This is a genomic window from Sedimentitalea sp. XS_ASV28 (genome assembly GCF_041224545.1).
Taxonomy (GTDB): domain Bacteria; phylum Pseudomonadota; class Alphaproteobacteria; order Rhodobacterales; family Rhodobacteraceae; genus Sedimentitalea.
Genome location: NZ_JBGFGP010000166.1, coordinates 251,160 through 274,266 on the forward strand (window position 1 = coordinate 251,160; position 23,107 = coordinate 274,266).

The following is a 23,107-nucleotide window of genomic DNA, read 5'->3' on the forward strand; positions in this document are numbered from 1 at the left end:
CCAAATATGCGAACCCTCACAACGACCGAAGACCTTGCTGCCTTTTGCAAGGAGGCCCATGGCCAGCCCTATGTCACCGTCGACACCGAGTTCCTGCGCGAGCGGACGTATTATTCCAAGCTGTGCCTCGTGCAATTGGCGCTGCCGGGCGAAGGAGATGAAAACGCGGTTCTGGTCGACCCGCTCGCCAATGACATGTCGCTTGAACCGCTCTATGACCTGTTTCGCGACACCAGCATCGTCAAGGTCTTTCACGCGGCCCGGCAGGATCTCGAAATCTTCTGGGTCGAAGCCAAGGTTTTTCCAGAGCCGCTCTTTGACACGCAGGTCGCTGCGATGGTCTGCGGATTCGGCGAGCAGGCCGGATATGAAACCCTGGTGCGCAAGATCGCGCGGGCTTCGGTCGACAAGTCGAGCCGCTTCACCGACTGGTCGCGCCGTCCGCTGAGCGAGGCGCAAAAGAAATATGCTCTGGCCGATGTCACGCATCTGCGCGGGATTTACGAATATCTGGACGCCGAGCTGAAGAAAACCAATCGATCCCGCTGGGTTGCCGAGGAATTGCAGACCCTGACCAATCCGGCCACTTACGAGATCGAGCCGGAGGAGGCGTGGAAACGCGTCAAGACGCGCACCAATTCCGCCAGGTTTCTCGCCATCGTTCAGGCACTGGCGGCGTTTCGCGAAGGCTATGCCCAGAGCAACAACATTCCGCGAAACCGGGTGTTCAAGGATGATGCGCTGGTTGAGCTGGCATCGGCCAAACCACGCTCGGCCTCGGATCTCGGGGGGTTGCGGCTGTTGCAGCGTGAAGCGCGGCGCGGCGCGATTGCCGATGGCATACTGGCCGCGGTCGAACGGGGCGTGACCTGTCCGCCCGACAAGATGCCGAAACCCGACCGGGCGCGTGAAAAGCTGCAGGTCAACCCGGCGCTTGCGGATCTGCTGCGCGTTCTGCTCAAGTCCAAGACCGAGAGTTCCGGCGTCGCGGCAAAGTTGATGGCCACCAGTTCGGAGCTGGATCAGATCGCTGCGGGTGAGCGCGACGTGCCCGCCTTGTCCGGTTGGCGGCATGAGGTGTTTGGCGCGGATGCGCTGCGGCTCTGCGAGGGCAAGATCGGATTGGCGGCCAAGGGGCAATCCGTGGTTGTTGTAGAGCTTTAATTTTTACACTTAAAATATTATAAATTAAATAAAAATTATCGCGCAGCAGGGGCTGCGCTACCTGTTGCATGATCCCGTCCCGAACAGTTTCCAGCGTGGCAAAGTATGAGTTGGTAACGCAACAATCCGACGCATAACGGGGCGGGCGCCCCGTCTTGCGTGAGCCTATGCGGGCGACGATCCTGAACCGGATGCAATCCGGGAAAAAGCGGCCCGATCAGCGCCGGCGCGATTGCATCGCGTTCTGCGCCCCCGTGACGATCACCTGGTTGATTCCCGCCAGTTCCTGACTGGACAGCGCGAGCCCGTCGGTGACCTTGCGGGATTGTTCCGACCCGATGATCGTATCGTAAACCGGGTAGGCGACGCGGAAATCCAGACGCAGGATGCCGTCCTCGGGGATGAGGGTGCCGCCCGGAGGCGTCAGAACGGCGGCGAAGGCGCCCTGCCTGCTCGCCACACCCTCGGCCAAAATGATCGCCCCTGTCGGCGTTCGGTCAATCTGCAGTTTGGTGACCTTGGCGATCAGGACGGTGCTGTCTGCCGCCTTGGGTCGCCTGAACAGACCGTCACGTCGGGTGGGAATCAGCGGGTTGTTGGCTTCGATCGCCGTGAGATCCGCATTCGGCGGCGCATCGCCACCGCCGAACCAACTGCGCCGGCCACAACCTGAGAGGATCAGGCTGGCGGCAAGAAGGACTGTGAGGGTCTTTTTCATCTGATGCGCCGTTTGTATTGTCTTGCATCGGGTTATCGCATCACGCCGCCGTTGAAAAGGTTCAAGGCGGGGGTGGACAGTACCGATGTCGCGACATACCTCGGCTGCATGCAGTTCTGAGGAGCGAGACATGGCCAGCCCCGCGTTTGAAGACATCGTCGAGGATTTCGAGTTCCTGGAAGACTGGGAAGATCGCTACCGCTACGTGATCGAACAGGGCAAGGCGATGGAACCGCTTCCCGATGCGCTCAAGGTGCCGGCCACCAAGGTCGAAGGGTGCGCCAGCCAGGTCTGGCTGCACCCGGTCATCGAGGGTGGTGTTTTCCGGTTCGATGGCGAAAGCGACGCGATGATCGTGCGCGGTCTGATCGCCGTCCTGCGGGCGCTTTATAACGACCTGCCGGTGGCCGATGTGCCGGCGGTGGATGCGCGCGCCGAAATGGCTCGGCTGGGTCTGAACGATCATCTTTCGGCGCAACGGTCGAACGGTTTGCGCGCGATGATCGAGCGTATCCGCAAGGTCGCGGCAGAGGCGGGCTGATCCCGTCACTCGCCAACCGGCGTCACCCCGTACCTCCTGGCCAGAATCCTGCTTTGGGGCTGCCAGTCATAACGCGTGTCCTCTGGCACCCTTGCCCAGAACAGTCGGCCTCCGTTCCGCCAGGGATCAAGGACGATCCCGCTCTGCATGGGTTGATCCCGGGCGCTGATCAACGCGGTCGAATGATCGATGCGCAAAGGGTTGTCGGCATTGGCAATCGCGCGATGAATGTCCAGGGTACGGAAGTTCTCGGCATCCAGCCGCTTTTGCATGTCCTCCGCCCAATGCCAGCACAGCCCGCGCGGCTTGAGGCCCATGTTGACCTTGGTGTTGTGCACCAGCGGCGGGTCGCTGATTTCATAGGCAATCGCCAGTTCCCGTGCGTGGGAATAGGAGATCCGTGCCGCACGGTCGGCTTCGCCGGGATCGACACCCGGACCAAGGGCGCGGATCGCGTCGGCAAGGCGTTGGGTGTCTTCAGCCTGGTATCCGGTTGAAGCGGCGCATGCGGACAGGGTCAGGAACAGCAGTGCCGAGCAGAGATGGAAGAGATTTTGCCAGTGCACCGGTGGCTGCCCGTCCTGTTTGCATCGTTTCAATCGCTACCGCTCAGCCCGGCGTTTGTCGAGCGGGACGACCCGCCCAGGAGGCCAGCGTGCCTTCGAGATCTCCGTAGCCCGTGGCACGGTATTCAAAGGCCAGACCAAGGCGCGCGGCACACTCTTCGGCTTTGGCGCGCAGGGCAGGATCGTCGGTCTGTGCCTGGTAGACAAGCTTGGTGTAGTTGCCAAAAATCATGTCGCGCAACTCCGGATGCCGGTCCAGCCCCATCGGTTTCCACACAAACGCATCGAACTGGCGGACCAGGAAGTCGGTCAGGTAAAAAGCGCTGATCTCGTCCTCGGCGCGCGACTGAAAGGCCGCGTTGCCTTCGAAGAAGGAATAGCAATGGGGGCCCTCGACCATCTGCACCCCCAGTTCGTCGCATTTCGCCCGCAGCAGGCCGCCGGTGCCGCAATCGGCATAGACCACGAAGATGTCGTCATATGCGCCACGATGTCTGGCCACGGTTTCGGTCACGGCTTCGGTGATCTTTTCCGGGTAGAGGTGCAGTTTGGCCGGAAGACAGGTCAGGTCGAGATGGTCCCAGCGGTTGCGTGTCTTGAGGTCGAGGATTTCACGCGCCAGCGCTCCGCAGGCGATCAGCAGGATTCGCCCGGTGCCCGATGCGGGCAGGCCGGTGTCGGTCAGGCTGCGGTCGCTGATCTGATCCATCGCGTCTCCTGACGAAAAAGGCCCGCCGTGGGGCGGGCCGGTGTTTCGCATTCCTGGCCCGGTCAGGCGCTCAGGCGATTGTGCTTGCGCCCGATCCAGTCCTTGGCGGTCTCCACCGCAACCGCGGCGTCGCGGCAATAGGCGTCCGCCCCGATTGCCTTGCTGAATTCTTCGTTGAGCGGCGCGCCGCCAACCAGAACAATGTAGTCTTCACGCTTGCCCTGTTCAACGAGCGTGTCGATCACCACCTTCATGTAAGGCATGGTCGTCGTCAGCAGCGCGGACATGCCCAGGATATCGGCATCTTCGCGTTCGAGCGCCTCGAGATAGTTTTCCACCGGGTTGTTGATGCCCAGATCGACAATCTCGAACCCGGCGCCTTCCATCATCATGCCGACGAGGTTCTTGCCGATGTCGTGGATGTCGCCCTTGACGGTGCCGATCACCATCTTGCCGACCCGTGGCGCGCCGGTTTCTGCGAGCAATGGCTTGAGAATGGCCATGCCGCCCTTCATCGCGTTCGCCGCGAGCAACACTTCGGGAACGAACAGGATACCGTCCCGGAAATCGGCACCCACGATGGTCATGCCACCAACCAGCGCCTCGGTCAGGATCTTGTAGGGTTCCCAGTTGCGTTCGAGCAGGATGTTCACACCCTCTTCGATCTCTTCGCGGAGACCGTCATAGAGGTCGTCAAACATTTGCTGGACAAGCTCTTCGTCGTCCAGTTCCGACAGGATGATGTCATCTTCTTCCGACATGCGCACACTTCCTTGCTGGGGGCGATCCCCGTGGCCCTATTGCTTCGTTATTGCCATTTGGTCGCGGGCAGACTCGGTTAATTGCGACACTGGTGGCCCTGCAACCGACTTCTATCGCCGAATCCGGCGGATTGATAATGAAGTTTACACATGGAGATCATGGGGATCTTGTTAATGTTCCCAATTTGTTCTATCCATGACTCATGGTTAAAAATGTCGGAAACCGGCGGCAGCAGCCCCGTGGGCGCGGAGCGCTTGGCAATGCCAGCGGACGCTATGATCTGACCCGGGAAGAGATACATGACGGCTGGGACATCTGCGATGATCCGCAAGTCCTGCGCACCGAGGTGACGACCGAACTGCCGCGCCGGATCATCACCTGGAACAAGTCGCCCGATTTGCCGTTCGATCGTTCGATCAATCCCTATCGCGGCTGTGAGCACGGGTGTATCTATTGCTTTGCCCGCCCGACGCATGCCTATCTGGGTCTGTCGCCGGGATTGGATTTCGAAACCCGTCTGGTGGCCAAGCCGGACGCGGCGCAGGTGCTTGAGCGCGAACTGCGTGCGCCGCGTTATCGGGTCGCCCCGATTGCGATCGGCACCAACACCGACCCCTACCAGCCGATCGAGCGTGATCATGGCATCATGCGCGCCTGTCTCAAGGTGCTGGCGGCATACCGGCATCCGGTGGCGATCGTGACAAAGGGGGCAATGATCGAACGGGATATCGATATCCTTGGTCCGATGGCGGAACAGGGGCTTGTGCGGGTCGGAATATCGCTGACGACACTGGATGCCGGCCTGAGCCGGCGCATGGAGCCCCGCGCGCCGGCCCCCCGTCGCAGGTTGCAGGCAATGGCGCGCCTGACCGGGGCGGGCATTCCGGTGCGCATCATGACGTCGCCCATCGTTCCGGGATTGACCGATCATGAAATCGAGAGATTGCTTGAGGCCGGGCGCGATGCGGGCGCGGATGCGGCAAGCTGGATCATGCTTCGCCTGCCGATGGAGGTGTCCGAACTGTGGCAGGATTGGCTGGCTGAATACGAACCGGGGCGCGCGGCGAAGATCATGGCGCGTCTGCGCGACATGCACGGCGGCAAGGAGTATGATGCCCGGTGGGGCCGCCGCATGCGCGGTGAAGGCACCTATGCCGAGATGGTGGCGCAGAGATTCAGCGCCGCAGCGCGACGGCTGGGATTGGACACGCCAACCGCGCCCCTGCGTCGTGATCTGTTCCGGGTTCCAAAGCGGGTCGGGGATCAGCTATCCCTGTTCTGAAACCTGCGGGGCGGAAAAGGGGACGGAGCGATGACGGCGGAGACAAGGATGTGGGGCGCGGACTTCTGGGATTCGCGCTATGCCGGTGCGGGCTTTCGCTTTGGCACCGATCCGTCGGAGTTTCTTACGCGCAACGCCCATCACCTTGGCGAGGCTTCGAACGTGCTTTGCGTGGCGGATGGAGAGGGGCGCAATTCGGTCTGGCTGGCCGGGCAGGGGCATCGTGTCACCGCCTTTGACGCGTCGGGCGTTGCGATGACCAAGGCGCGTGGCCTGGCGCGCGAAGCCGGAGTGACAGTGGCGTATCGGCACTCGGGTATCGAGGATTGGGACTGGTCCCGACCTTATGACGCGGTGATCGCGATCTTCGTGCAATTTGCGCCTCCCGCCCTGAGGGACAGGTTCTTTGGCTGGATGGCGCAGGCCGTTGCGCCGGGCGGGTTGCTGATGCTGCACGGCTATGCCCCGCGACAGGTCGCTTACGGAACCGGCGGACCGGGGCGGCAAGAGCATATGTATACCGAGACGATGCTGCGCGACGCGTTTGCCGGTTTCGACGTGAGGCGCTTTGCCGATTACGATGCCGAGTTGCACGAGGGCAGCGGTCATTCCGGACAATCGGCCCTGGTCGATTTCATCGCCCGCAAGCCGGTTGACTAGAACTCGACCGGGCAGCCTTATGCGCGGCGCCTACCGCGACGGGCGCGGGGTTTCGCTTCTGAGTCACCGGTTCCGTCGCTCGCCGAGGAAAACGCGCCCAGCGACGCGGTGATCTGGTCCAGCGTCGGAGCCTCTCCGCGCGGACGGGTATCAAGAGCCTCGCGCATGTGGCGCAGGTGCTCCGGCATGGTGCCGCAGCAGCCACCGATGATCCGGGCGCCACAATCGCGTGCCATCACCGCATAATCGCCCATCAACGCGGGTGTGCCGTCATAGTGGATGTGGCCGTCGACGAATTTGGGAATGCCTGCATTTCCTTTGGCAATGATCGGGCGCTCGGTCCCCTGCGCGACAAAGCCCAGCACGGTGCGCAGCAGATCCGATGCACCGGTGCCGCAATTCGCGCCGAAACCGAGGGGGGCATTGTCAAGCCCGTCGACCATCGACACCATGTCGGCCGACGTCACACCCATCATGGTGCGCCCGGCGGTATCAAAGCTCATCGTTCCACACCACGGCAGCCCGGCAAGCGCAAAGGCTTCTGCCGCCGCGCGATATTCCTCGGGCGCGGATATGGTTTCGAGCCACAGCACATCCACGCCTCCTTCCTTGAGACCGTCAGCCTGTTCGTGGAACATCTCGACAGCCAGTGCATGGCTGAGAGTGCCGACCGGCTCCATGATTTCGCCGGTAGGTCCGACCGATCCCGCAACGATGACCGGATGTTCGGCCTTGTCTGCCACCTCGCGGGCCAGTTCCGCACCCACACGCGAGAGTTCGCGCACACGGTTTTGCGCGTCATGCAGCTTGAGCCGGGCCGCAGTGCCGCCGAACGTATTCGTCAGGAACAGATCGCTGCCCGCGTCGACCGCCCCCTTGTAGAGCGCGGTGATCTTGCCCGGCTGATCGACATTCCACAGTTCCGGCGCTTCACCCGACATCAATCCCATGTTGAACAGGTTGGTGCCGGTCGCGCCATCCGCCAGAAGCACGTCGTGGCTGTCGAGCATGGATTGCAGCTTGTTGGTCATGGGGTGGGGTGTCCTGGTTTCTGAGGCCGTACGAACGGGCGCAATCGCGGCGTTGCCTGCGTGTTGCATATGGGATGCGCCGTTGGCAAACCGGAATTTCTCATCTTGATTATGAGGCTGGATGGACCCCGGGTCAAATCGACGGAGTTATGCACGTCAGGCAGGGCCGCGCGGCGACCCTGACCAGCCGCCGATGCGCGCGGACCGCTGCCCGAGCGCTCCGCGCCCTCGGCGATGAAACGTGTTCCTACTTGGCTTCCTGCATGATCTGGCCTTTGGCGACCGGCATCAACTCGTCCATCTTGGCGCGAATGGTGTCCGCATCGGCCCTGGTGCCCAGGTCGGCGGCCAGTTTGCGCACAACGTCTTCATGTCCTGCTTCCTCGAAATCGGCGATCACGACCGTCTTGGCATAGGCCTCGGCCTCGTCGCCCGACTTTCCAAGCAGTTCTGCGGCCCAGAGACCGAGCAACCGGTTGCGTCGCGCGACCGCCCTGAACTGCATTTCCTCGTCATGGGCGAACTTGTTTTCAAAGGCGCGTTCGCGATCATCGAATGTAGACATGGGTCGGACCCCTCCGGTTTCAACTGTCAAGAGTGATATGCAGTCACGCGCGCCCCGGCGCAAGGGGCGGTGCGCGGCTTGCGACACTGCGGCCCTTGCACTATAGCGGCGGCTGAGGGTCCGGGACTGAGTCCGGACCGGATAGTCCCGAAAGGCTGATTATGGCGCGTCGCAAGAAAATCTACGAAGGCAAGGCGAAGATCCTCTATGAGGGCCCGGAACCCGGAACCATCGTCCAGTATTTCAAGGACGACGCCACTGCGTTCAATGCCCAGAAAAAGGATGTGATCGACGGAAAGGGCGTTCTGAACAACCGGCTCAGCGAATTCTTCATGACCGGTCTGAACGCGATCGGTGTTCCGACTCACTTCATCCGCCGTCTGAACATGCGCGAGCAACTGGTGCGCAGTTGCGAAATCGTGCCGCTCGAGATCATCGTGCGCAATTTTGCGGCCGGGACCATGTCGAGCCGTCTTGGCATCGAGGAAGGCACCCAGTTGCCGCGCCCCATCGTGGAATATTGCTACAAGGATGATGCTCTGGGCGATCCGCTGGTCACCGAAGAGCACATTGCCGCCTTTGGCTGGGCCAGCCAGCAGGACATGGACGATATCCTGAGCCTCGCGTTGCGGGTAAATGATTTCCTGTCCGGTGTCATGCTTGCGGTCGGTATCCGGCTGGTCGATTTCAAGATCGAGATCGGCCGCGTCTATGACGGCGATTTTCAGCGCCTGGTGGTCGCGGACGAGATCAGCCCCGACAGCTGCCGTTTGTGGGACATCGAAACCGGCCAGAAACTCGATAAGGACGTTTTCCGCCGTGATTTGGGCAGTCTTACCGACGCCTATTCCGAGGTGGCGCGCCGCCTCGGGGTGATGCCCAAGAATTCGGCCCCGGTGACCAAGCCGACGCTGATCAACTGAGACACGCACGGTATGATCCGTGCGCAACGTACAAAGGACGACATCATGAAGGCACGTGTGCATGTGATGCTGAAGAACGGAGTTCTGGACCCGCAAGGCGAGGCGGTGCGCCATGCGCTCGGGACCATGGGCTTTCAGGGGGTCGCCGGCGTGCGGCAGGGCAAGGTGATCGAGCTCGACCTCGAAGAGGGCACCAGCGAAGCGGACGTCACCGCCATGTGCGAAAAGCTGCTGGCGAACACGGTGATCGAATCCTACACGGTGGAGATGTCCTGATGCGTGCCGCCGTCGTCGTCTTTCCCGGCTCCAACTGTGACCGCGACCTTGCCGTGGCCTTTCGCGAGGCGGGGGCCGAGGTGACGATGGTCTGGCACAAGGAGACCACGCTCCCCGATGGTGTCGATATCGTCGGCGTGCCGGGCGGGTTTTCCTATGGTGACTATCTGCGCTGCGGCGCGATTGCGGCGCAATCGCCGATCTGCCAGGCGGTTAAGGCCCATGCGGATCGTGGTGGCTATGTGATTGGCGTGTGCAACGGCTTTCAGGTGCTGACGGAAACCGGCATTCTGCCCGGTGCCCTGCTGCGCAACGCCGGATTGAAGTATATCTGCAAGGTCGTTGATCTGAAAGTGGAAACCAGCAACAGCGCCTTTACCTCGGCCTATAATGCCGGCGACGTGATCGGCATTCCGATTGCGCATCACGATGGCAATTTCTACGCGGATGAAACCACCCGCAACGAATTGCGCGACAGCGATCGCATCGCGTTTACCTATGCGGACAATCCCAACGGATCGGTGGATGACATTGCCGGTATTCTCTCCGAGAACCGCCGGGTGCTCGGTATGATGCCGCACCCCGAGCGGGCGGCCGATGCCGGGCATGGGGGCACCGACGGGGTGGCAATGTTCCGCGGATTGATGGGCGCGTTGACGCCAGCATGACTTGAGCGGCGCGCGCGACAGGCTTAGCCTGTTACAATGAAACTTCCGGTCCGGACGAACCAACGACTCTCAGGCTGGCCGCGCTCTGACAACATCGGGTGGCGGGTGCGGCTTGCGCTTGTGTTGCTGCTGGTGATTGCCGCCGCGACGATCTGGGTGACCAATCGTCTGATGACCGACCGGTTTACCGAAAGTACCCGCAACCGGGCCGAGCTGCGCCTCGCGCTGTATAGCGGCAACCTGGTCAGCGAATTGCGCGGCAATCGCAGCATGCCGCAGTTGCTGGCACGCGACCCGACACTTATCGGGGCGTTGAATTCACGCGATTACAGCCAGTCGACCCAGCGATTGATCTCGTTCGTCGAGGATCTCGACGCGGCCTCGTTGCTGTTGCTCGATCTGGACGGGCGCATCGTTGCAGCAACCGACCGCAATCAGCTCGGATCCCAGCGGGGCGGCGAATCCTATTTCGTCGACGCGATCCGGTCGAATGCGACGATCTTCTCGGTGAAGGAGCTGGAGACCGGCGGTTACCAGTTTTTCTATGCCCGACGGGTCGAAAGCGGCGCCAACGTGCTTGGGGTGATCGTGGTCGAGGTCGATCTCAAGAAATTCGAGCGCGCCTGGGGGGGAATCTCGGACGCGGTGATGGTCACGGACAGCACCGGCACGATCATCCTGTCGACCGAGACGCGCTGGCGCGGGCTGAGCGAGAAAGAGGCGTTGCAGCGGGAAACGCCGCATAGTGCCATCGAGCGTGCGATCAGCGCCACGTCCGACTGGGGGGCGGAACCGGCAGAGGCCTATCTCGCCGGCGAGGCGGTGATGCGGATGGAACTGCGGATGCCCGTCTATGGTTGGCGGATAACGTCCTTCACGACCTATGCATCGATCCGCGAACGGGTGAATGGCATTCTGGCACTTGAAATCATGGCATTCGCCATATTTCTGGCGCTGGTCTTTTACGCACTGAGCCGCCGTACCGCGCTGCGCATGGCGCTGTTTCAGCGCGAGTCGGCAGAGCTTCGCGCACTGAATGCGAGGTTGCAGCGGGAAATTGCCGAGCGCAAACGTGTGCAGGAAACCCTCGCGGTGACCGAACAGTCGCTGGCACAGTCGAGCAAGCTCGCGGCGCTTGGGGAAATGTCGGCGGCCGTGAGCCACGAGTTGAACCAACCGCTTGCCGCTATGAAAACCTATCTCGCGGGGGCGCGGCTGTTGTTGCGCCGGAACCGCCCGGAAGAGGCGATATCGTCCTTCGGACGGATCGATGACCTGATCGAGCGGATGGGTGCGATCACACGCCAGCTCAAATCCTATGCCCGCAAGGGAGGCGATGCTTTTGCGCCTGTAAACATGGGCGATGCGCTGGCCTCCGCCCTGTCTATGATGGAGCCTCAACTTCGCCACCGGCAGGTCCAGATCACGCGGATCCTGCCGGATCACGATGTCTGGGTCATGGGTGACCGGCTGCGGATCGAACAGGTGATGGTGAACCTGTTGCGAAACGCGCTGGATGCGACCAAATCGGTGTCCGAGCCCGAGGTCGAGATCATTCTCGCCGCGGGCGAAACGGCGACCTTGACGGTGCGTGACAACGGCACCGGAATCGAGGATCTGGAATCGCTGTTTGAGCCGTTTTACACTACCAAGCAGCCCGGCGATGGCGTCGGCCTGGGGCTTGCCATTTCGTCGGGGATCGTGAACGACCTCGGCGGCAGGCTGATTGCCCGCAACGCCCGCGAACGGGGCGCGGTATTCGAGATGCAGTTGCCGATCCTTGAAGATGATATCGAGGCGGCGGAATGACGAGGAACAAGTGATGGCACAGGCCATGAAGATTGCGATCGTGGATGACGAGCAGGACATGCGCCAGTCGATCAGCCAGTGGCTGGCATTGTCCGGGTATGACACCGAGACCTTTGCCAGCGCAGAAGAGGCGCTCAAGGTGCTGGGTCCCGACTATCCGGGCATCGTGATTTCCGACATCAAGATGCCGGGCATGGACGGTATGCAGTTCCTGAAAAAGCTGATGGGCTCTGACAGCGCGCTGCCGGTGATCATGATTACCGGTCACGGCGACGTGCCGATGGCGGTCGAGGCGATGCGTGTCGGGGCCTTTGACTTTCTCGAAAAGCCGTTCAATCCCGACCGTATGTCGCAACTGGCCAAGCGCGCGGCAGGCGCGCGCCGCCTGACGCTGGACAACCGGGCGCTGCGACGCGAACTCAGCGACGGAACCCAGTTGATGAACAAGCTCATCGGAGGCAGCCCGGTGATGGAACGTCTGAAAGAAGACGTTCTGGATCTGGGCCAGGCGGACGGGCATGTCCTGATCGACGGCGAAACCGGTGCCGGCAAAACCCTTGTGGCACATGCGTTGCACGCGGCTGGCAGCCGGGCGGGCAAGAAATTCGTCCTCGTCAACTGCGCCGCGCTGGAAGAAGAGGTGTTGGCCAAGCGGCTTTTCGGTCCGATGATGCCCGAGGACGAGCAGCTTCCGGCCATGGAAGAGGCGCGGGGCGGGACCCTTGTGCTCGAGGATATCGAGGCTCTGAGCGAAAGCCTGCAGGCGCGGCTGCTGAGTGCCATCAACGAACAGGGGACGCCGGCGGAAACCCGGCTGATCTGCATCAGCAACCTGCAGGAGGCGGGCCGCACCTGCGAAGATGCGCTGCGGCCCGACCTGTTCTATCGCCTTGCCGCCCTGCGGATCACGGTGCCGCCGCTGCGGCAGCGCGGCGAAGACATCCTGTCGCTGTTCACGCGGCTGTCCGAGCAATTTGCCGAGGAATACGGCTGCGACGCGCCGAAGATCACGGCACAGGAAGCGGCACAGCTGTTGCAGGCTCCCTGGCCGGGCAACGTGCGGCAGCTCATCAACGTCGCCGAGCGGGCGGTCCTGCAATCGCGGCGCGGCAGTGGAACCATCGCGTCGTTGCTGATGTCGGATCATGAAGAGATGCAACCGGTGATGACCACCGAGGGCAAACCGCTCAAGGAATATGTCGAGGCGTTCGAACGCATGCTGATCGACAACACGATGCGGCGTCACAAGGGATCGATCGCGTCGGTGATGGACGAGCTTTGCCTGCCCCGGCGGACCTTGAACGAGAAGATGGCCAAGTACGGGCTGCAACGCTCGGATTATCTGTGACGCGGGACGCATGCGCGTGAAGCGATCAACGTGACCCGGGGAAATTCGCCCCGGTTCACGAAACCCCATTGTAATTGCCTGTTGACTGCCATTATGTTGACCAGACGGACGCTACGCATTGCGACGTACAGGTCCGATTAGGAGTTTTTCTGTTTCAGGCGTTGGCGATACCGTTCCGAATGACTGAACAGACCGCTTGTGCCCCGTAGGGGCAGATACCTTCCTGTACCCGAAAACGGGGGACGGGGATAAAATGGGCAGGCCGGGGGCATCTCGGATCTGTCGGAGAAGAACCGCGATGACGCGCGCGCGAACATTGAGAGATGATGCAGGGGGGCTGAGGCCCACACCTTGCCGCGCCGCGTCCGAAATCGCCCTGACAAGACACTCTCCCATGCGTGCCGGCCCGCCAGGGCGGGCGCCAATGCGATTGTGCACCAAGGAAACATGGCAAAGAAAATGCTCATCGATGCCACCCACGCGGAAGAAACCCGCGTTGTGGTGGTTGATGGAAACAAGGTCGAGGAATTCGACTTTGAATCCGAAAACAAGCGCCAGCTTGCTGGCAACATCTATCTCGCAAAAGTAACCCGGGTCGAGCCGTCGCTTCAGGCGGCCTTTGTCGATTATGGCGGAAACCGGCACGGTTTCCTGGCATTTTCCGAGATCCATCCGGACTATTACCAGATCCCCATCGCCGACCGCGAGGCGTTGATGGAGGAAGAACGCGCCTATGCCGAGGCGATGAAAGCACGTGACGAAGAAGAGGAAAGCAAGCCCAGCCGGTCGCGCCGATCATCCTCATCGTCGCGCTCGCGTTCGCGCTCCAAGGCTGCTGAGACGGTGTCGGACGACGCCAGGGTCTCCAAGGAGGTCGAGTCCGAGATCAATGGGATGGAAACAATTGACCTGACGGATGACGAACCCGCAGAGGCTGCGGATGTCGAGACGCCCGAGGGGACCTCGCCCATGGAACTGGTCGCGGAAACGCCCGTCGAAGAACCGGCGGACGAGGACGCCGAGGATCACGCTGAACCGGTGGAAGACAGGGGCGAAGCGGGCGAGGACGACGCCGCCGGCGAAGATGACTCAGACGACAGTTCGGAATCCGACACTGACGACGCGGACGCGCCGCGGTCCAAGACAGGCAGTGATGCCGCCGCCAAGGACGACAGCATTGAATCCGTGGCGGATGACGACGATGTCGAAGATATCCGGCCGCCGCGCAAACCGCGCCCCAAACGCTACAAAATCCAGGAAGTCATCAAGGTTCGCCAGATCCTTTTGGTGCAGGTCGTCAAGGAAGAGCGCGGCAACAAGGGCGCGGCACTGACCACCTATCTCAGCCTGGCCGGTCGCTATTGCGTGCTGATGCCCAACACGGCGCGCGGCGGCGGTATCAGCCGCAAGATCACCAATGCGGCCGACCGCAAGAAGCTCAAGGAGATCGCGTCAGAGATCGACGTGCCCAAGGGGGCGGGGCTGATCGTGCGCACCGCAGGGGCAAAACGGACCAAGACCGAGATCAAGCGGGATTACGATTATCTCAAACGGCTGTGGGAACAGATCCGCGAGTTGACGCTCAAATCCATCGCGCCTGCCAAGATCTACGAAGAGGGCGATCTGATCAAACGCTCGATCCGCGATCTCTATAACCGCGAGATCGACGAGGTGTTTGTCGAGGGCGAGCGCGGCTATCGCATCGCCAAGGACTTCATGAAAATGATCATGCCGTCGCACGCGAAGAACGTGAAGCAATATGCGGATCAGATGCCGCTGTTCGCGCGCTATCAGGTGGAAAGCTATCTCGCCGGCATGTTCAACCCGACGGTTCAGCTGAAATCGGGCGGCTATATCGTGATCGGCGTGACCGAGGCGCTGGTGGCCATCGACGTCAACTCGGGGCGGGCGACCAAGGAAGGGTCGATCGAGGAAACGGCGACCAAAACCAACCTTGAGGCCGCTGAAGAAGTCGCGCGCCAGTTGCGCTTGCGCGATCTTGCGGGCCTGATCGTGATCGATTTCATCGACATGGACGAGCGCAAGAACAACGCCGCGGTTGAAAAGCGCCTGAAGGAAAAGCTCAAGACGGATCGAGCGCGCATCCAGGTCGGCCGGATCTCCGGCTTCGGCTTGCTTGAGATGAGCCGTCAACGCCTGCGACCGGGGATGATCGAGGCGACGACACAGCCCTGCGCGATTTGTCATGGCACCGGCCTGATCCGCTCGGATGACAACATGGCGTTGTCGATCCTGCGCCAGATCGAGGAAGAAGGCGTGCGCCGCCGAAGCCGCGAAGTGCTGGTCAAATGTCCGGTGAACATCGCGAATTTCCTGATGAACCAGAAACGCGAGCATGTGGCGCAGATCGAGATGCGCTATGGCCTGTCGGTCCGGATCGAAGGTGATCCGCATCTGGTCAGCCCGGATTTCGCCATCGAGAAGTTCAAGACCGCAAGCCGGGCCGTGCCGGCCGCTGTTTCACCGGTGGTGTCGGTCGATACCTCCCTGATGGATCAGGTGGATGCGGATGACGAGATGGAGGCCGAGGCCGAAGAGGTTTCGGCGGCAGAGGCGGACGAATCGGAAACCAAGCCCAAGCGCAAGCGTCGCCGCCGTCGCCGTCGCAGCAAATCGGGAAGCTATTCCAACGGTACGGATGACGAGGCGCAGGACGCAAGCGGCGAGTCCACGGACGACAGTTCGGAAGATCAGGCTGAAACGCCGGCGGCAAAGGCCGAAGACGACAGCGAAGCCGAAGCGGAGGCCACGGATAATGAAGAGGCCAAGACCTCTTCCAGGTCGAGTCGCAGCAAATCGTCCAGATCGAAATCGTCCAAGTCCAAATCGAAGCCCAAGTCGAAAGATGCCGAAGACGCAACTGCGGCATCCGAGAGCGCAGCCGAAGCCGCCACGGCGGACGATGCCGACACGGAGGACAAGCCCAAGCCAAAGCCGACCCGCACACGGTCGAGCCGCAGCAAGAGCAAGCCCAAAGCGGTTACGGAAGCCAAGGCCGAGGCTGATGCCGACGACGCAGTGCCCGAAACGCCGGAAGCGGCAGCAGAACCAGCCGCAGACGAGCCGACGGCGCCCGCGAATGCCGACGCTGCGCCCGACGCCGTTGCGGCAGAAGCGGTGCCGGAACCGGCTGTTGCCGAAATCCCGCAGGAAGCGGTCGCGGCAGACCCGGAGACTGAGTCGAACCCGAGCGACGATGCGATATCAGAGCCGGTTGCCGACCCCGAGCCGGTGGTGCCCGAGCAATCCGTCGAACCGGAAGAGATTGCGGCCCCCGCAGAAGCGGCCAAGCCGAAGCGGCGTGGCTGGTGGTCTTTGGGAAGCTGAAGAAAGAGCGCCGCTCTCTTGTCGCGCCGGTTCGTCGGGCGGTAGGGGAGCGGGGTGCAAAGCGGGGACCGGTGACAATGTTCCGAAACAGGCGCACGCGCCTGTTTCGCGCTTTTAAAGCGTTTCGCGATTAACTTGAAACATCTGGTATCACCTAACGCGTTGAAATCCTTGAATTCAGGCAGCGTTAAGTGATTCAGATTTATCGCGAAATGCTAAGGCCCGCCATTCAGGAAGCCTGTGTCGCGCCGCCCTTTCTGATCAGGTAAACCTGATGCGGCCCCTCGTCATTTTGTGAAACCAGAGTGTGCCCGGCCTCGAAACAGAAATGCGGCACGTCCACCAGGGCCGCAGGATCATCCGCGAGCATTCTGAGTACCGCGCCAGAAGGTAGCGATTTCAATCGCTTGCGGGCTTTCAGTACGGGCAGCGGGCACAAGAGCCCGGTGGCATCCAGGGTGTCGGAAACTTCGGTCATACGCGGCAGTTACTGCGGATATTTCATCCTGTCCACAGGGTTGTGACAGGGACGGCGCATTTGCACCCGTGACCTTGTTTGCGCGATGTCCTATGGCGGTGGCATGTTTGGAATAGACATCTTTGACGCGGCCTTGCTGCCGGCGATGATCGTGGCGCTGAGCGCGGGGATCATCAGTTTCCTGTCGCCCTGTGTGCTGCCCATCGTGCCGCCCTATCTCGCCTATATGAGCGGCGTGTCATTGCAGGATCTCGGCAGTGACACGGGCGCGCGCAACCGGGCGCTCGTCCCGGCGCTGTTTTTCGTGCTGGGCCTGTCCACGGTGTTCCTGCTCCTGGGATTTACGGCATCGGCAATCGGGTCGATGTTTCTGCAATACCAGGGATGGTTCAACACGATTGCCGGCATTCTGGTGATGATCTTTGGCGCGCATTTTGTCGGGGTCTACCGGATCGGTTTTCTTGACCGCGAGTTGCGTATCGATGCCGGCGACCGGGGCGGTAGCGCCTTTGGTGCCTATGTGCTCGGTCTTGCCTTCGCCTTTGGCTGGACGCCCTGTATCGGTCCGCAACTGGGCGCGATCCTGTCCCTTGCCGCCTCTGAGGCCTCGGTGCTGCGCGGCACCGCTCTGCTGGCGGTCTATGCCGCCGGTCTGGGTATACCGTTTCTGCTGGTTGCTGCATTTCTGCCACGGCTGGGCGGTTTGATGGGCTGGATGAAGCGGCATATGGAACAGATCGAGCGCGTCATGGGGCTGTTGCTGTGGACCATCGGGTTGCTGATGCTGACCGGCGGCTTTTCGAGCTTTTCTTACTGGCTTCTCGAACGTTTCCCGGCGCTTGCCACGCTCGGCTGACCGGTTAAGCTGCCTCAAAAGGCAAGAGGATGCACATGAGCAGCGAGCCAGAGCCGCGGGTCTATCGCCGCCGGGTGTTCTATGTGCCCGGTTACGATCCCTCCCACCCGCGCCGCTATCGCGAGCTTTACCGCAAGGAAGGTGCCGAACAGGCCCGGATATCGGGCTATCAATTGCGGCTGTCAGCGGCGCAGGGGGCCGGTCCGTTTGGCTGGACCGTCAACGCCACCATCGATGGCGCAGAGATCGAGACCCGGTTCAGTGTCCTGGTCTGGTCCGATCTCGTGCGCGAAAGCATGGACGGATCGATCCTGACCACCTACCGCCACCTCTTGCGGACGGCGTGGACCTATATCGCCTCGGGGGCGTTGTGGCGCCTGATGCAACTTCGCAAGGGGCCGGTGATTGCGGCGCTCTACCCGGTGGGGATATTGCTGCTGCAACTTCTGGCGGCGGTCGGGTTCGGTTGGGCGGTTGGCTCGGTCCTGTCCTGTGGATTGAACGAGCTTGAACGCGGCCTGCGACCGTTGCCGCATCGCGAGATCGCGGTCGTCGCGATTCAACTGGCGGCCTTCGTTGCCGGTGTTCTGGTTGCGCTGGCCCTGTTGCGCTGGTTCCGGGCGCTGGACGGTCGCGTCTTTGCCTATTACCTGATGCATGACTATGCCTATGCGGCACAGGAAAACGGCGCCTATCCGCCAGCGCTCGAGGCGCGGATCGCGCGGTTTGCCGATCTGCTGGCCGACGCCATGCAGCAAGACGTGGATGAGGTGCTGCTGGTCGGTCATTCCTCCGGCGCGCATCTGGGCGTGTCCCTGCTTGCGGATTTGTTGCGCGCGGGCCGATTGTCACAGGATCGCCCGGCGCTCGGGTTCCTGTCGCTGGGGCAGGCGATCCCGATGCAGTCCTTTCTGCCTGATGCGCATCGGCTGCGGGCGGACCTGCATGACCTGTCGGCACAGGACAGGATCGCCTGGGTCGATGTCACGGCCCCCGGTGACGGCTGTGCCTTTGCGCTGTGCGATCCCGTTGCGGTCAGCGGCGTCGCGCCGGAAGACAAGCGTTGGCCGCTTGTCCTGTCCGCCGCGTTCACACGAACCTTGTCGCCCGAACGCTGGAAGGCCATGCGCTGGCGTTTCTTCCGGTTGCATTTTCAGTATCTCTGTGCCTTCGATCACCCCGGAGAGTATGATTATTTTCGTGTCACCGCCGGCCCGCTCACTCTGGCAAGCCGGTTCTCAGGTCGCCAGGGCTCGCCATCGCGGATCGAACGCGCGGTGTCGAAATACACCGGAATGTCGCGGTCATGATCCCGCCAAAGCCGCCATCGCGCCCGGACCGCGTTTCGCTCTGGCAATATGGACGGCTGTTTCGCAAAGACATTCTGTCGGCCCAGCCCGCGCGTCTCTACAGGGCATGGATGGCCGAGTTTCGCACGCCATTCTTTCGCTCTTATCTGATCAATCAACCCGAACTGTTGCGGGCGATCTTGCGCGAGCGGCCCGACGACTTCCCGAAATCCGATCGCATCAGCGAAGGGTTGCGCCCGCTCCTGGGAAATTCGGTTTTCCTGACCAATGGCGAGGCCTGGAAAAGGCAGCGCAGGATCATCGATCCGGCGTTCGAGGGAGGGCGGTTGCGCGATGTGTTCTCCGCCATGCAAGCCGCCGCCGAGGCCGCCGCGCTGCGCCTGCGGCACGGAGCGGGGGATTGCATCGATATCGAACCGATGGCCAGCCATATGGCCGCGGATGTCATTTTTCGGACGTTGTTTTCGATTCCCATCGAACATGAAACGGCGTCGCGCGTGTTCCGCCTGTTCCGCGATTATCAACGTAGTCAGCCGATCCTCAACCTTGCCGCCTTCGTGCCTGTGCCCCGCTGGATGCCCCGGTTTTTCAGCCGGCGCACACGGCAGACCGCGCGCGAAATTCGTGCGTTGATCACCGAGCTCACGCGGGAAAGAATGCGCCGGATCGAGGCGGGGACGGCACCGGATGATCTGGCGACCAAGATCATGACCACGGCGGATCCGCAAACGGGCCAGCGCTTTGAAGCCGGCGAAATGGTCGATCAGGTCGCGATCTTTTTCCTCGCCGGACACGAAACCAGCGCATCGGCGTTGGCCTGGGCGCTGTACTTGCTGGCGATTTCACCCGACTGGCAGGATCGCGTGGCCGAGGAAGCGCAGAATTGCGCGGCGGAAACCTTTTCCGACATGGGCCGGCTGCGTCTGAGCCGGGACGTGTTCCGCGAGGCGCTGAGGCTTTATCCACCGGTTCCGATGATGGTGCGCGAGGCACGATGTCCCGAGCGGTTCCGTGATCGCGACGTCCCGCGTGGCGCGCAGATCGTGCTGAGCCCCTGGCACCTGCACCGCCATGAACGTCTGTGGGAGCGTCCGGACGCATTCGACCCGGATCGTTGGAATACCGAGAATGGCCGGCAATGCCAGCGCAGCGCCTATCTGCCGTTTTCCGGCGGTTCGCGGGTCTGTCCGGGGGCGGGCTTTGCGATGATCGAGGGGCCGCTGCTGCTGTCGACACTGTTGCGTGATTTCCGGGTTGAGCCGGTTGCAGGTCGCGAGCCGGTGCCGGTTGCGCATTTGACCGTGCGGGCCAGGGACGGAATCTGGCTGCGCATCACGCCGCGATCATGAGTTTTGGATGTCGCGGCGGCTGTCATGGCAAACCGCGTCCGGCGCCGCACGGCCTAATCGTTCCCGGCTGTGTCCTCGGCTTTCCTCTCGGCGATTGCTTCGGCGACAAAGCCTGAAAAAATCGCGTCGGCGACCGACGTGTCATAATCCGCCGTCCAGTTCGCCGAGGCTTCACGGTCGACAAAGCCGATGAAATCCTGCATCGCGGTGCAGGCGAGAAACCTGTCGGGAAGATCGTCAGAGCCCAACCGCGCCGCGGCGTTGTCCATCTGCGCAAAGCTGGCGATCAGTTCGGCATATCGGGTATCGCGTGCCCATTGCTGGAATCTTCGGCGGCCCTGACGTTCGCGCATGTCCGATTGCTTGCGGTCATGCAGGTCCGCCGCAAGCGCCAGATGCGTTCTGGTTTCCCGGCCCAGGGTTAGAATTCTGAACACTGTCTCACTCACGTCTTTAAGGGCGATGTGCCTGCCTCCGGCCTGGTCAGTCTTCCCGGTGATCTGTCAGCCGCGATGCTGCGCAACGGACCCTCGATTTCACAGTGTCGCGAAATGCTGGCCCAATTTGGGCGCGATTTTGTCAACCTTTCCTCAATCGCGCTTCCCTCAATCGCGCCGTCGCCGTTTCACAGGTGCAGAGCCACCGGTACACGAATGATACCACGCTGCTGCGTTGAAAGCGTTAACGCGCGCGCAGGTGTTCGCGTGGGCATATCCGCGCAGCCGCGACGGCGATGTCTTGCCCCGGCGCGGGGGGAGCAGTATGGCAGAGCCGGATTTCGGAGAGCCACATGCCAGACCACAGCCCGCCGCCCGCCTTTGTTCTCGTGCGCCCCCAGATGGGCGAGAATATCGGCTCGGCCGCGCGTGCCATGTGGAATTTCGGCCTCGACCGGATGCGCATTGTCGCGCCGCGTGACGGCTGGCCGAACCCGGCCGCCACGGCACTTGCCAGCGGCGCGGGGCGGTTGCTCGACGAGGCGCAGCTTTGCGATGATGTCGCCCACGGGATCGCCGATTGCAATTTTGTCTTTGCGACCACGGCGCGGTCACGGGATCTGACCAAGCCGGTGGTCAGCCCGGAACGCGCGATGCAGATGGCCGGCGAAAAGATCGCGGCCGGACAAAAGGTGGCGGTTCTGTTCGGACCGGAACGCGCCGGGCTCGAAAACGAGGACATAGCCCGCGCCAACGCGTTGATTTCGGTGCCGGTCAATCCAGACTTTCCCTCGCTCAACCTGGCGCAATGCGTGTTGCTTGTGGCCTATGAATGGCGGCGACAGACCGAACAGGTCACGCCCGAGATCGACGATCCGGGAAAATCCGGCTGGGCGCAGGGTATCGAAGTCGAAAAGCTGGCGCAGCATTACGAGACACGCCTGCAAGAGGCGGGGTTCTTTTTCCCGGCGACCAAGGCGGACAGCATGAAGGTCAACCTGCGCAACCTGTGGTCGCGGATGCCATTGACACAGGCGGATGTGCAGATGCTGCACGGGATCCTGCGCCAGATGGTGCGCTGGAAAGAGCGGGACGGGTGATGCCGCTGGACGGCAAAGGCGGAGCGACCTAGGGTCTGTGCAAATCGCGAGCGAGGCGAAGATGAGCGAAAAACGGAGCATTTTCGAAGAGGTATCCGGCGAGGCGGCGGCGCGGCCCGCCGTTCAGCCCGGATTGATCGACAAGGGACGCAGGGGCGCGCGCAAGGGCATTCGGCTGTGGTTGATGATCCTGTTCGCGCTGGTTGTCCTGATGATCGCGGTCGGCGGTCTCACGCGTCTCACCGATAGCGGTCTTTCGATCACCGAATGGCGTCCTGTGACCGGGGCGCTGCCGCCGATGTCCGAGGCGGATTGGCAGGCCGAGTTCGACAAGTACAAGCAGATCGACGAATTCCGGGTTCAGAACCAATGGATGGACCTGTCGGATTTCAAGGAGATCTACTGGTGGGAATGGGGCCACCGGCAACTTGGCCGCGTGATCGGCTTGGTCTGGGCTGTCGGTTTCCTCGGTTTCCTCGCCGCGCGGCAGATCCCGGCAGGGTGGACGGGTCGTCTGTTTCTTGTTGGTGTCCTTGGTGGATTGCAGGGGGCGATCGGCTGGTGGATGGTGGCCTCGGGCGTCACGCAGGGCGAAGGCATGACCGATGTGGCAAGCTATCGGCTGGCGGTGCATCTGGGGCTGGCCTTTGTCATTCTCGGCGTGATCGGCTGGTTTGTGCTCCTGCTCGGTCGGGAAGAGCGCGAGTTGATGCAGGCGCGGCGCGCCAGGGAGGTCCGGTTGTTCGGGTTGTCCACGGGGCTTCTGCATTTCACCTTTCTGCAAATCCTGATCGGGGCACTGGTTGCGGGGATCGATGCGGGGCGCAGCTATACCGACTGGCCGCTGATGGGGGGGCAGTTTATCCCGCCCAACCCGTTCCTGTTCGAACCGCTGTGGCGGAATTTCTTTGAGAATCCGGGATTGGTGCAGTTCATGCACCGGATCACAGGTTATCTTTTGTTCCTGTTTACCGTCGTTGTCTGGCTGCGCGGGCGCAAAAGCGTCCATGAAGCCACGAGATTTGCGTTCAACGCGGTTTTTGCGGCGCTGTCGTTTCAGGTCGTTCTGGGTATCGTGACCGTCCTGTACGGTGCGCCCTGGCAGGTGGCGATCCTGCATCAGCTTGCGGCGGTCCTCGTCTGGACGCTGATCCTGCGCGCCCGCTTCCTGACCGCCTATCCCATTGCGACATCGGTGAGAGGATAA

The 23,107-nt window shown here is 62.0% G+C and carries 23 protein-coding genes; 15 read left to right on the forward strand and 8 right to left on the reverse strand.

Features of this window, described 5'->3' with window-relative positions; all coding sequences use genetic code 11:
- Nucleotides 1-6 precede the first annotated feature (6 nt).
- The gene (gene rnd, locus AB9K34_RS20280; RefSeq protein ID WP_369956332.1) at nucleotides 7-1,164 is read left to right on the forward strand and encodes a ribonuclease D; all 1,158 of its coding nucleotides are present in this window, start codon (nucleotides 7-9) and stop codon (nucleotides 1,162-1,164) included.
- A 217-nt stretch (nucleotides 1,165-1,381) separates the two neighbouring features.
- On the opposite strand, the gene AB9K34_RS20285 is transcribed toward rnd, so the two are convergent.
- Nucleotides 1,382-1,882, reverse strand: a complete 501-nt coding sequence (locus AB9K34_RS20285) for a hypothetical protein (protein WP_369956334.1) — start codon at nucleotides 1,880-1,882, stop codon at nucleotides 1,382-1,384.
- A gap of 130 nt (nucleotides 1,883-2,012) precedes the next feature.
- On the opposite strand from AB9K34_RS20285, the gene AB9K34_RS20290 reads away from it, so the two are divergent.
- The gene (locus AB9K34_RS20290; protein WP_369956335.1) at nucleotides 2,013-2,423 is read left to right on the forward strand and encodes a SufE family protein; all 411 of its coding nucleotides are present in this window, start codon (nucleotides 2,013-2,015) and stop codon (nucleotides 2,421-2,423) included.
- A gap of 5 nt (nucleotides 2,424-2,428) precedes the next feature.
- Here AB9K34_RS20290 and AB9K34_RS20295 read toward each other — a convergent pair whose 3' ends face one another.
- The 3 genes from AB9K34_RS20295 to AB9K34_RS20305 form a co-directional block, all read right to left on the reverse strand.
- Nucleotides 2,429-3,022, reverse strand: coding sequence for a hypothetical protein (locus tag AB9K34_RS20295; RefSeq protein ID WP_369956336.1), 594 nt, complete (start codon nucleotides 3,020-3,022; stop codon nucleotides 2,429-2,431).
- A gap of 10 nt (nucleotides 3,023-3,032) precedes the next feature.
- Nucleotides 3,033-3,698: a DUF1638 domain-containing protein gene (locus tag AB9K34_RS20300; RefSeq protein ID WP_369956338.1), complete on the reverse strand. Its 666-nt coding sequence runs from the start codon at nucleotides 3,696-3,698 to the stop codon at nucleotides 3,033-3,035.
- A 62-nt stretch (nucleotides 3,699-3,760) separates the two neighbouring features.
- The gene (locus AB9K34_RS20305) at nucleotides 3,761-4,459 is read right to left on the reverse strand and encodes a corrinoid protein (protein WP_369956340.1); all 699 of its coding nucleotides are present in this window, start codon (nucleotides 4,457-4,459) and stop codon (nucleotides 3,761-3,763) included.
- A gap of 203 nt (nucleotides 4,460-4,662) precedes the next feature.
- Here AB9K34_RS20305 and AB9K34_RS20310 point away from each other — a divergent pair, with 203 nt between their 5' ends.
- Both AB9K34_RS20310 and AB9K34_RS20315 read left to right on the forward strand, forming a co-directional pair.
- The gene (locus AB9K34_RS20310; protein WP_369956341.1) at nucleotides 4,663-5,742 is read left to right on the forward strand and encodes a PA0069 family radical SAM protein; all 1,080 of its coding nucleotides are present in this window, start codon (nucleotides 4,663-4,665) and stop codon (nucleotides 5,740-5,742) included.
- A gap of 30 nt (nucleotides 5,743-5,772) precedes the next feature.
- Entirely contained in the window at nucleotides 5,773-6,402 is a 630-nt protein-coding gene (locus AB9K34_RS20315; protein WP_369956343.1) for a class I SAM-dependent methyltransferase, read from the forward strand.
- Nucleotides 6,403-6,419: 17 nt separating this feature from the next.
- Here AB9K34_RS20315 and bmt read toward each other — a convergent pair whose 3' ends face one another.
- The gene (gene bmt / locus AB9K34_RS20320; protein ID WP_369956345.1) at nucleotides 6,420-7,433 is read right to left on the reverse strand and encodes a betaine--homocysteine S-methyltransferase; all 1,014 of its coding nucleotides are present in this window, start codon (nucleotides 7,431-7,433) and stop codon (nucleotides 6,420-6,422) included.
- A gap of 247 nt (nucleotides 7,434-7,680) precedes the next feature.
- Nucleotides 7,681-7,998: a DUF1476 domain-containing protein gene (locus AB9K34_RS20325; protein ID WP_369956346.1), complete on the reverse strand. Its 318-nt coding sequence runs from the start codon at nucleotides 7,996-7,998 to the stop codon at nucleotides 7,681-7,683.
- A gap of 161 nt (nucleotides 7,999-8,159) precedes the next feature.
- Between AB9K34_RS20325 and purC the strand changes: the two genes are divergently transcribed.
- From purC to AB9K34_RS20355, 6 genes are all read left to right on the forward strand, one after another.
- A complete protein-coding gene (gene purC, locus AB9K34_RS20330) occupies nucleotides 8,160-8,921 on the forward strand; it encodes a phosphoribosylaminoimidazolesuccinocarboxamide synthase (RefSeq protein WP_369956347.1) in 762 nt (253 codons plus the stop codon).
- A 45-nt stretch (nucleotides 8,922-8,966) separates the two neighbouring features.
- Nucleotides 8,967-9,197, forward strand: a complete 231-nt coding sequence (gene purS, locus AB9K34_RS20335; RefSeq protein ID WP_369956349.1) for a phosphoribosylformylglycinamidine synthase subunit PurS — start codon at nucleotides 8,967-8,969, stop codon at nucleotides 9,195-9,197.
- Nucleotides 9,197-9,865: a phosphoribosylformylglycinamidine synthase subunit PurQ gene (gene purQ, locus AB9K34_RS20340; RefSeq protein WP_369956351.1), complete on the forward strand. Its 669-nt coding sequence runs from the start codon at nucleotides 9,197-9,199 to the stop codon at nucleotides 9,863-9,865. The genes purS and purQ overlap by 1 nt, the downstream gene beginning before the upstream one ends.
- Before the next feature lie 36 nt (nucleotides 9,866-9,901).
- Nucleotides 9,902-11,674, forward strand: a complete 1,773-nt coding sequence (locus tag AB9K34_RS20345) for an ATP-binding protein (RefSeq protein WP_369956353.1) — start codon at nucleotides 9,902-9,904, stop codon at nucleotides 11,672-11,674.
- Nucleotides 11,675-11,687: 13 nt separating this feature from the next.
- Nucleotides 11,688-13,022: a sigma-54-dependent transcriptional regulator gene (locus AB9K34_RS20350; RefSeq protein WP_369956354.1), complete on the forward strand. Its 1,335-nt coding sequence runs from the start codon at nucleotides 11,688-11,690 to the stop codon at nucleotides 13,020-13,022.
- Between the two features lie 447 nt (nucleotides 13,023-13,469).
- Nucleotides 13,470-16,370 (forward strand): ribonuclease E/G, encoded by a 2,901-nt coding sequence (locus AB9K34_RS20355; protein WP_369956355.1) that lies wholly within the window; start codon nucleotides 13,470-13,472, stop codon nucleotides 16,368-16,370.
- 229 nt (nucleotides 16,371-16,599) lie between these two features.
- Here the strand turns inward: AB9K34_RS20355 and AB9K34_RS20360 are convergent, their stop codons facing one another.
- A complete protein-coding gene (locus AB9K34_RS20360) occupies nucleotides 16,600-16,848 on the reverse strand; it encodes a sulfurtransferase TusA family protein (protein ID WP_369956356.1) in 249 nt (82 codons plus the stop codon).
- Nucleotides 16,849-16,951: 103 nt separating this feature from the next.
- Here AB9K34_RS20360 and AB9K34_RS20365 point away from each other — a divergent pair, with 103 nt between their 5' ends.
- Genes AB9K34_RS20365 through AB9K34_RS20375 form a run of 3 tightly spaced genes read left to right on the forward strand, consistent with a single transcriptional unit; the run spans nucleotide 16,952 to nucleotide 20,363 of the window.
- Entirely contained in the window at nucleotides 16,952-17,704 is a 753-nt protein-coding gene (locus tag AB9K34_RS20365; protein WP_369956357.1) for a cytochrome c biogenesis CcdA family protein, read from the forward strand.
- 35 nt (nucleotides 17,705-17,739) lie between these two features.
- Nucleotides 17,740-19,014 carry a hypothetical protein gene (locus AB9K34_RS20370; RefSeq protein WP_369956358.1) on the forward strand — a complete coding sequence of 425 codons (1,275 nt, stop codon included), beginning with the start codon at nucleotides 17,740-17,742 and terminating at the stop codon, nucleotides 19,012-19,014.
- Entirely contained in the window at nucleotides 19,011-20,363 is a 1,353-nt protein-coding gene (locus tag AB9K34_RS20375) for a cytochrome P450 (protein ID WP_369956360.1), read from the forward strand. Before AB9K34_RS20370 ends, AB9K34_RS20375 begins: the two co-directional genes overlap by 4 nt.
- A gap of 53 nt (nucleotides 20,364-20,416) precedes the next feature.
- Here AB9K34_RS20375 and AB9K34_RS20380 read toward each other — a convergent pair whose 3' ends face one another.
- Entirely contained in the window at nucleotides 20,417-20,800 is a 384-nt protein-coding gene (locus tag AB9K34_RS20380; protein WP_369956361.1) for a hypothetical protein, read from the reverse strand.
- A gap of 353 nt (nucleotides 20,801-21,153) precedes the next feature.
- On the opposite strand from AB9K34_RS20380, the gene AB9K34_RS20385 reads away from it, so the two are divergent.
- Both AB9K34_RS20385 and ctaA read left to right on the forward strand, forming a co-directional pair.
- Entirely contained in the window at nucleotides 21,154-21,900 is a 747-nt protein-coding gene (locus AB9K34_RS20385) for an RNA methyltransferase (RefSeq protein ID WP_369956362.1), read from the forward strand.
- Nucleotides 21,901-21,961: 61 nt separating this feature from the next.
- Nucleotides 21,962-23,107: a heme A synthase gene (gene ctaA / locus AB9K34_RS20390; RefSeq protein ID WP_369956363.1), complete on the forward strand. Its 1,146-nt coding sequence runs from the start codon at nucleotides 21,962-21,964 to the stop codon at nucleotides 23,105-23,107.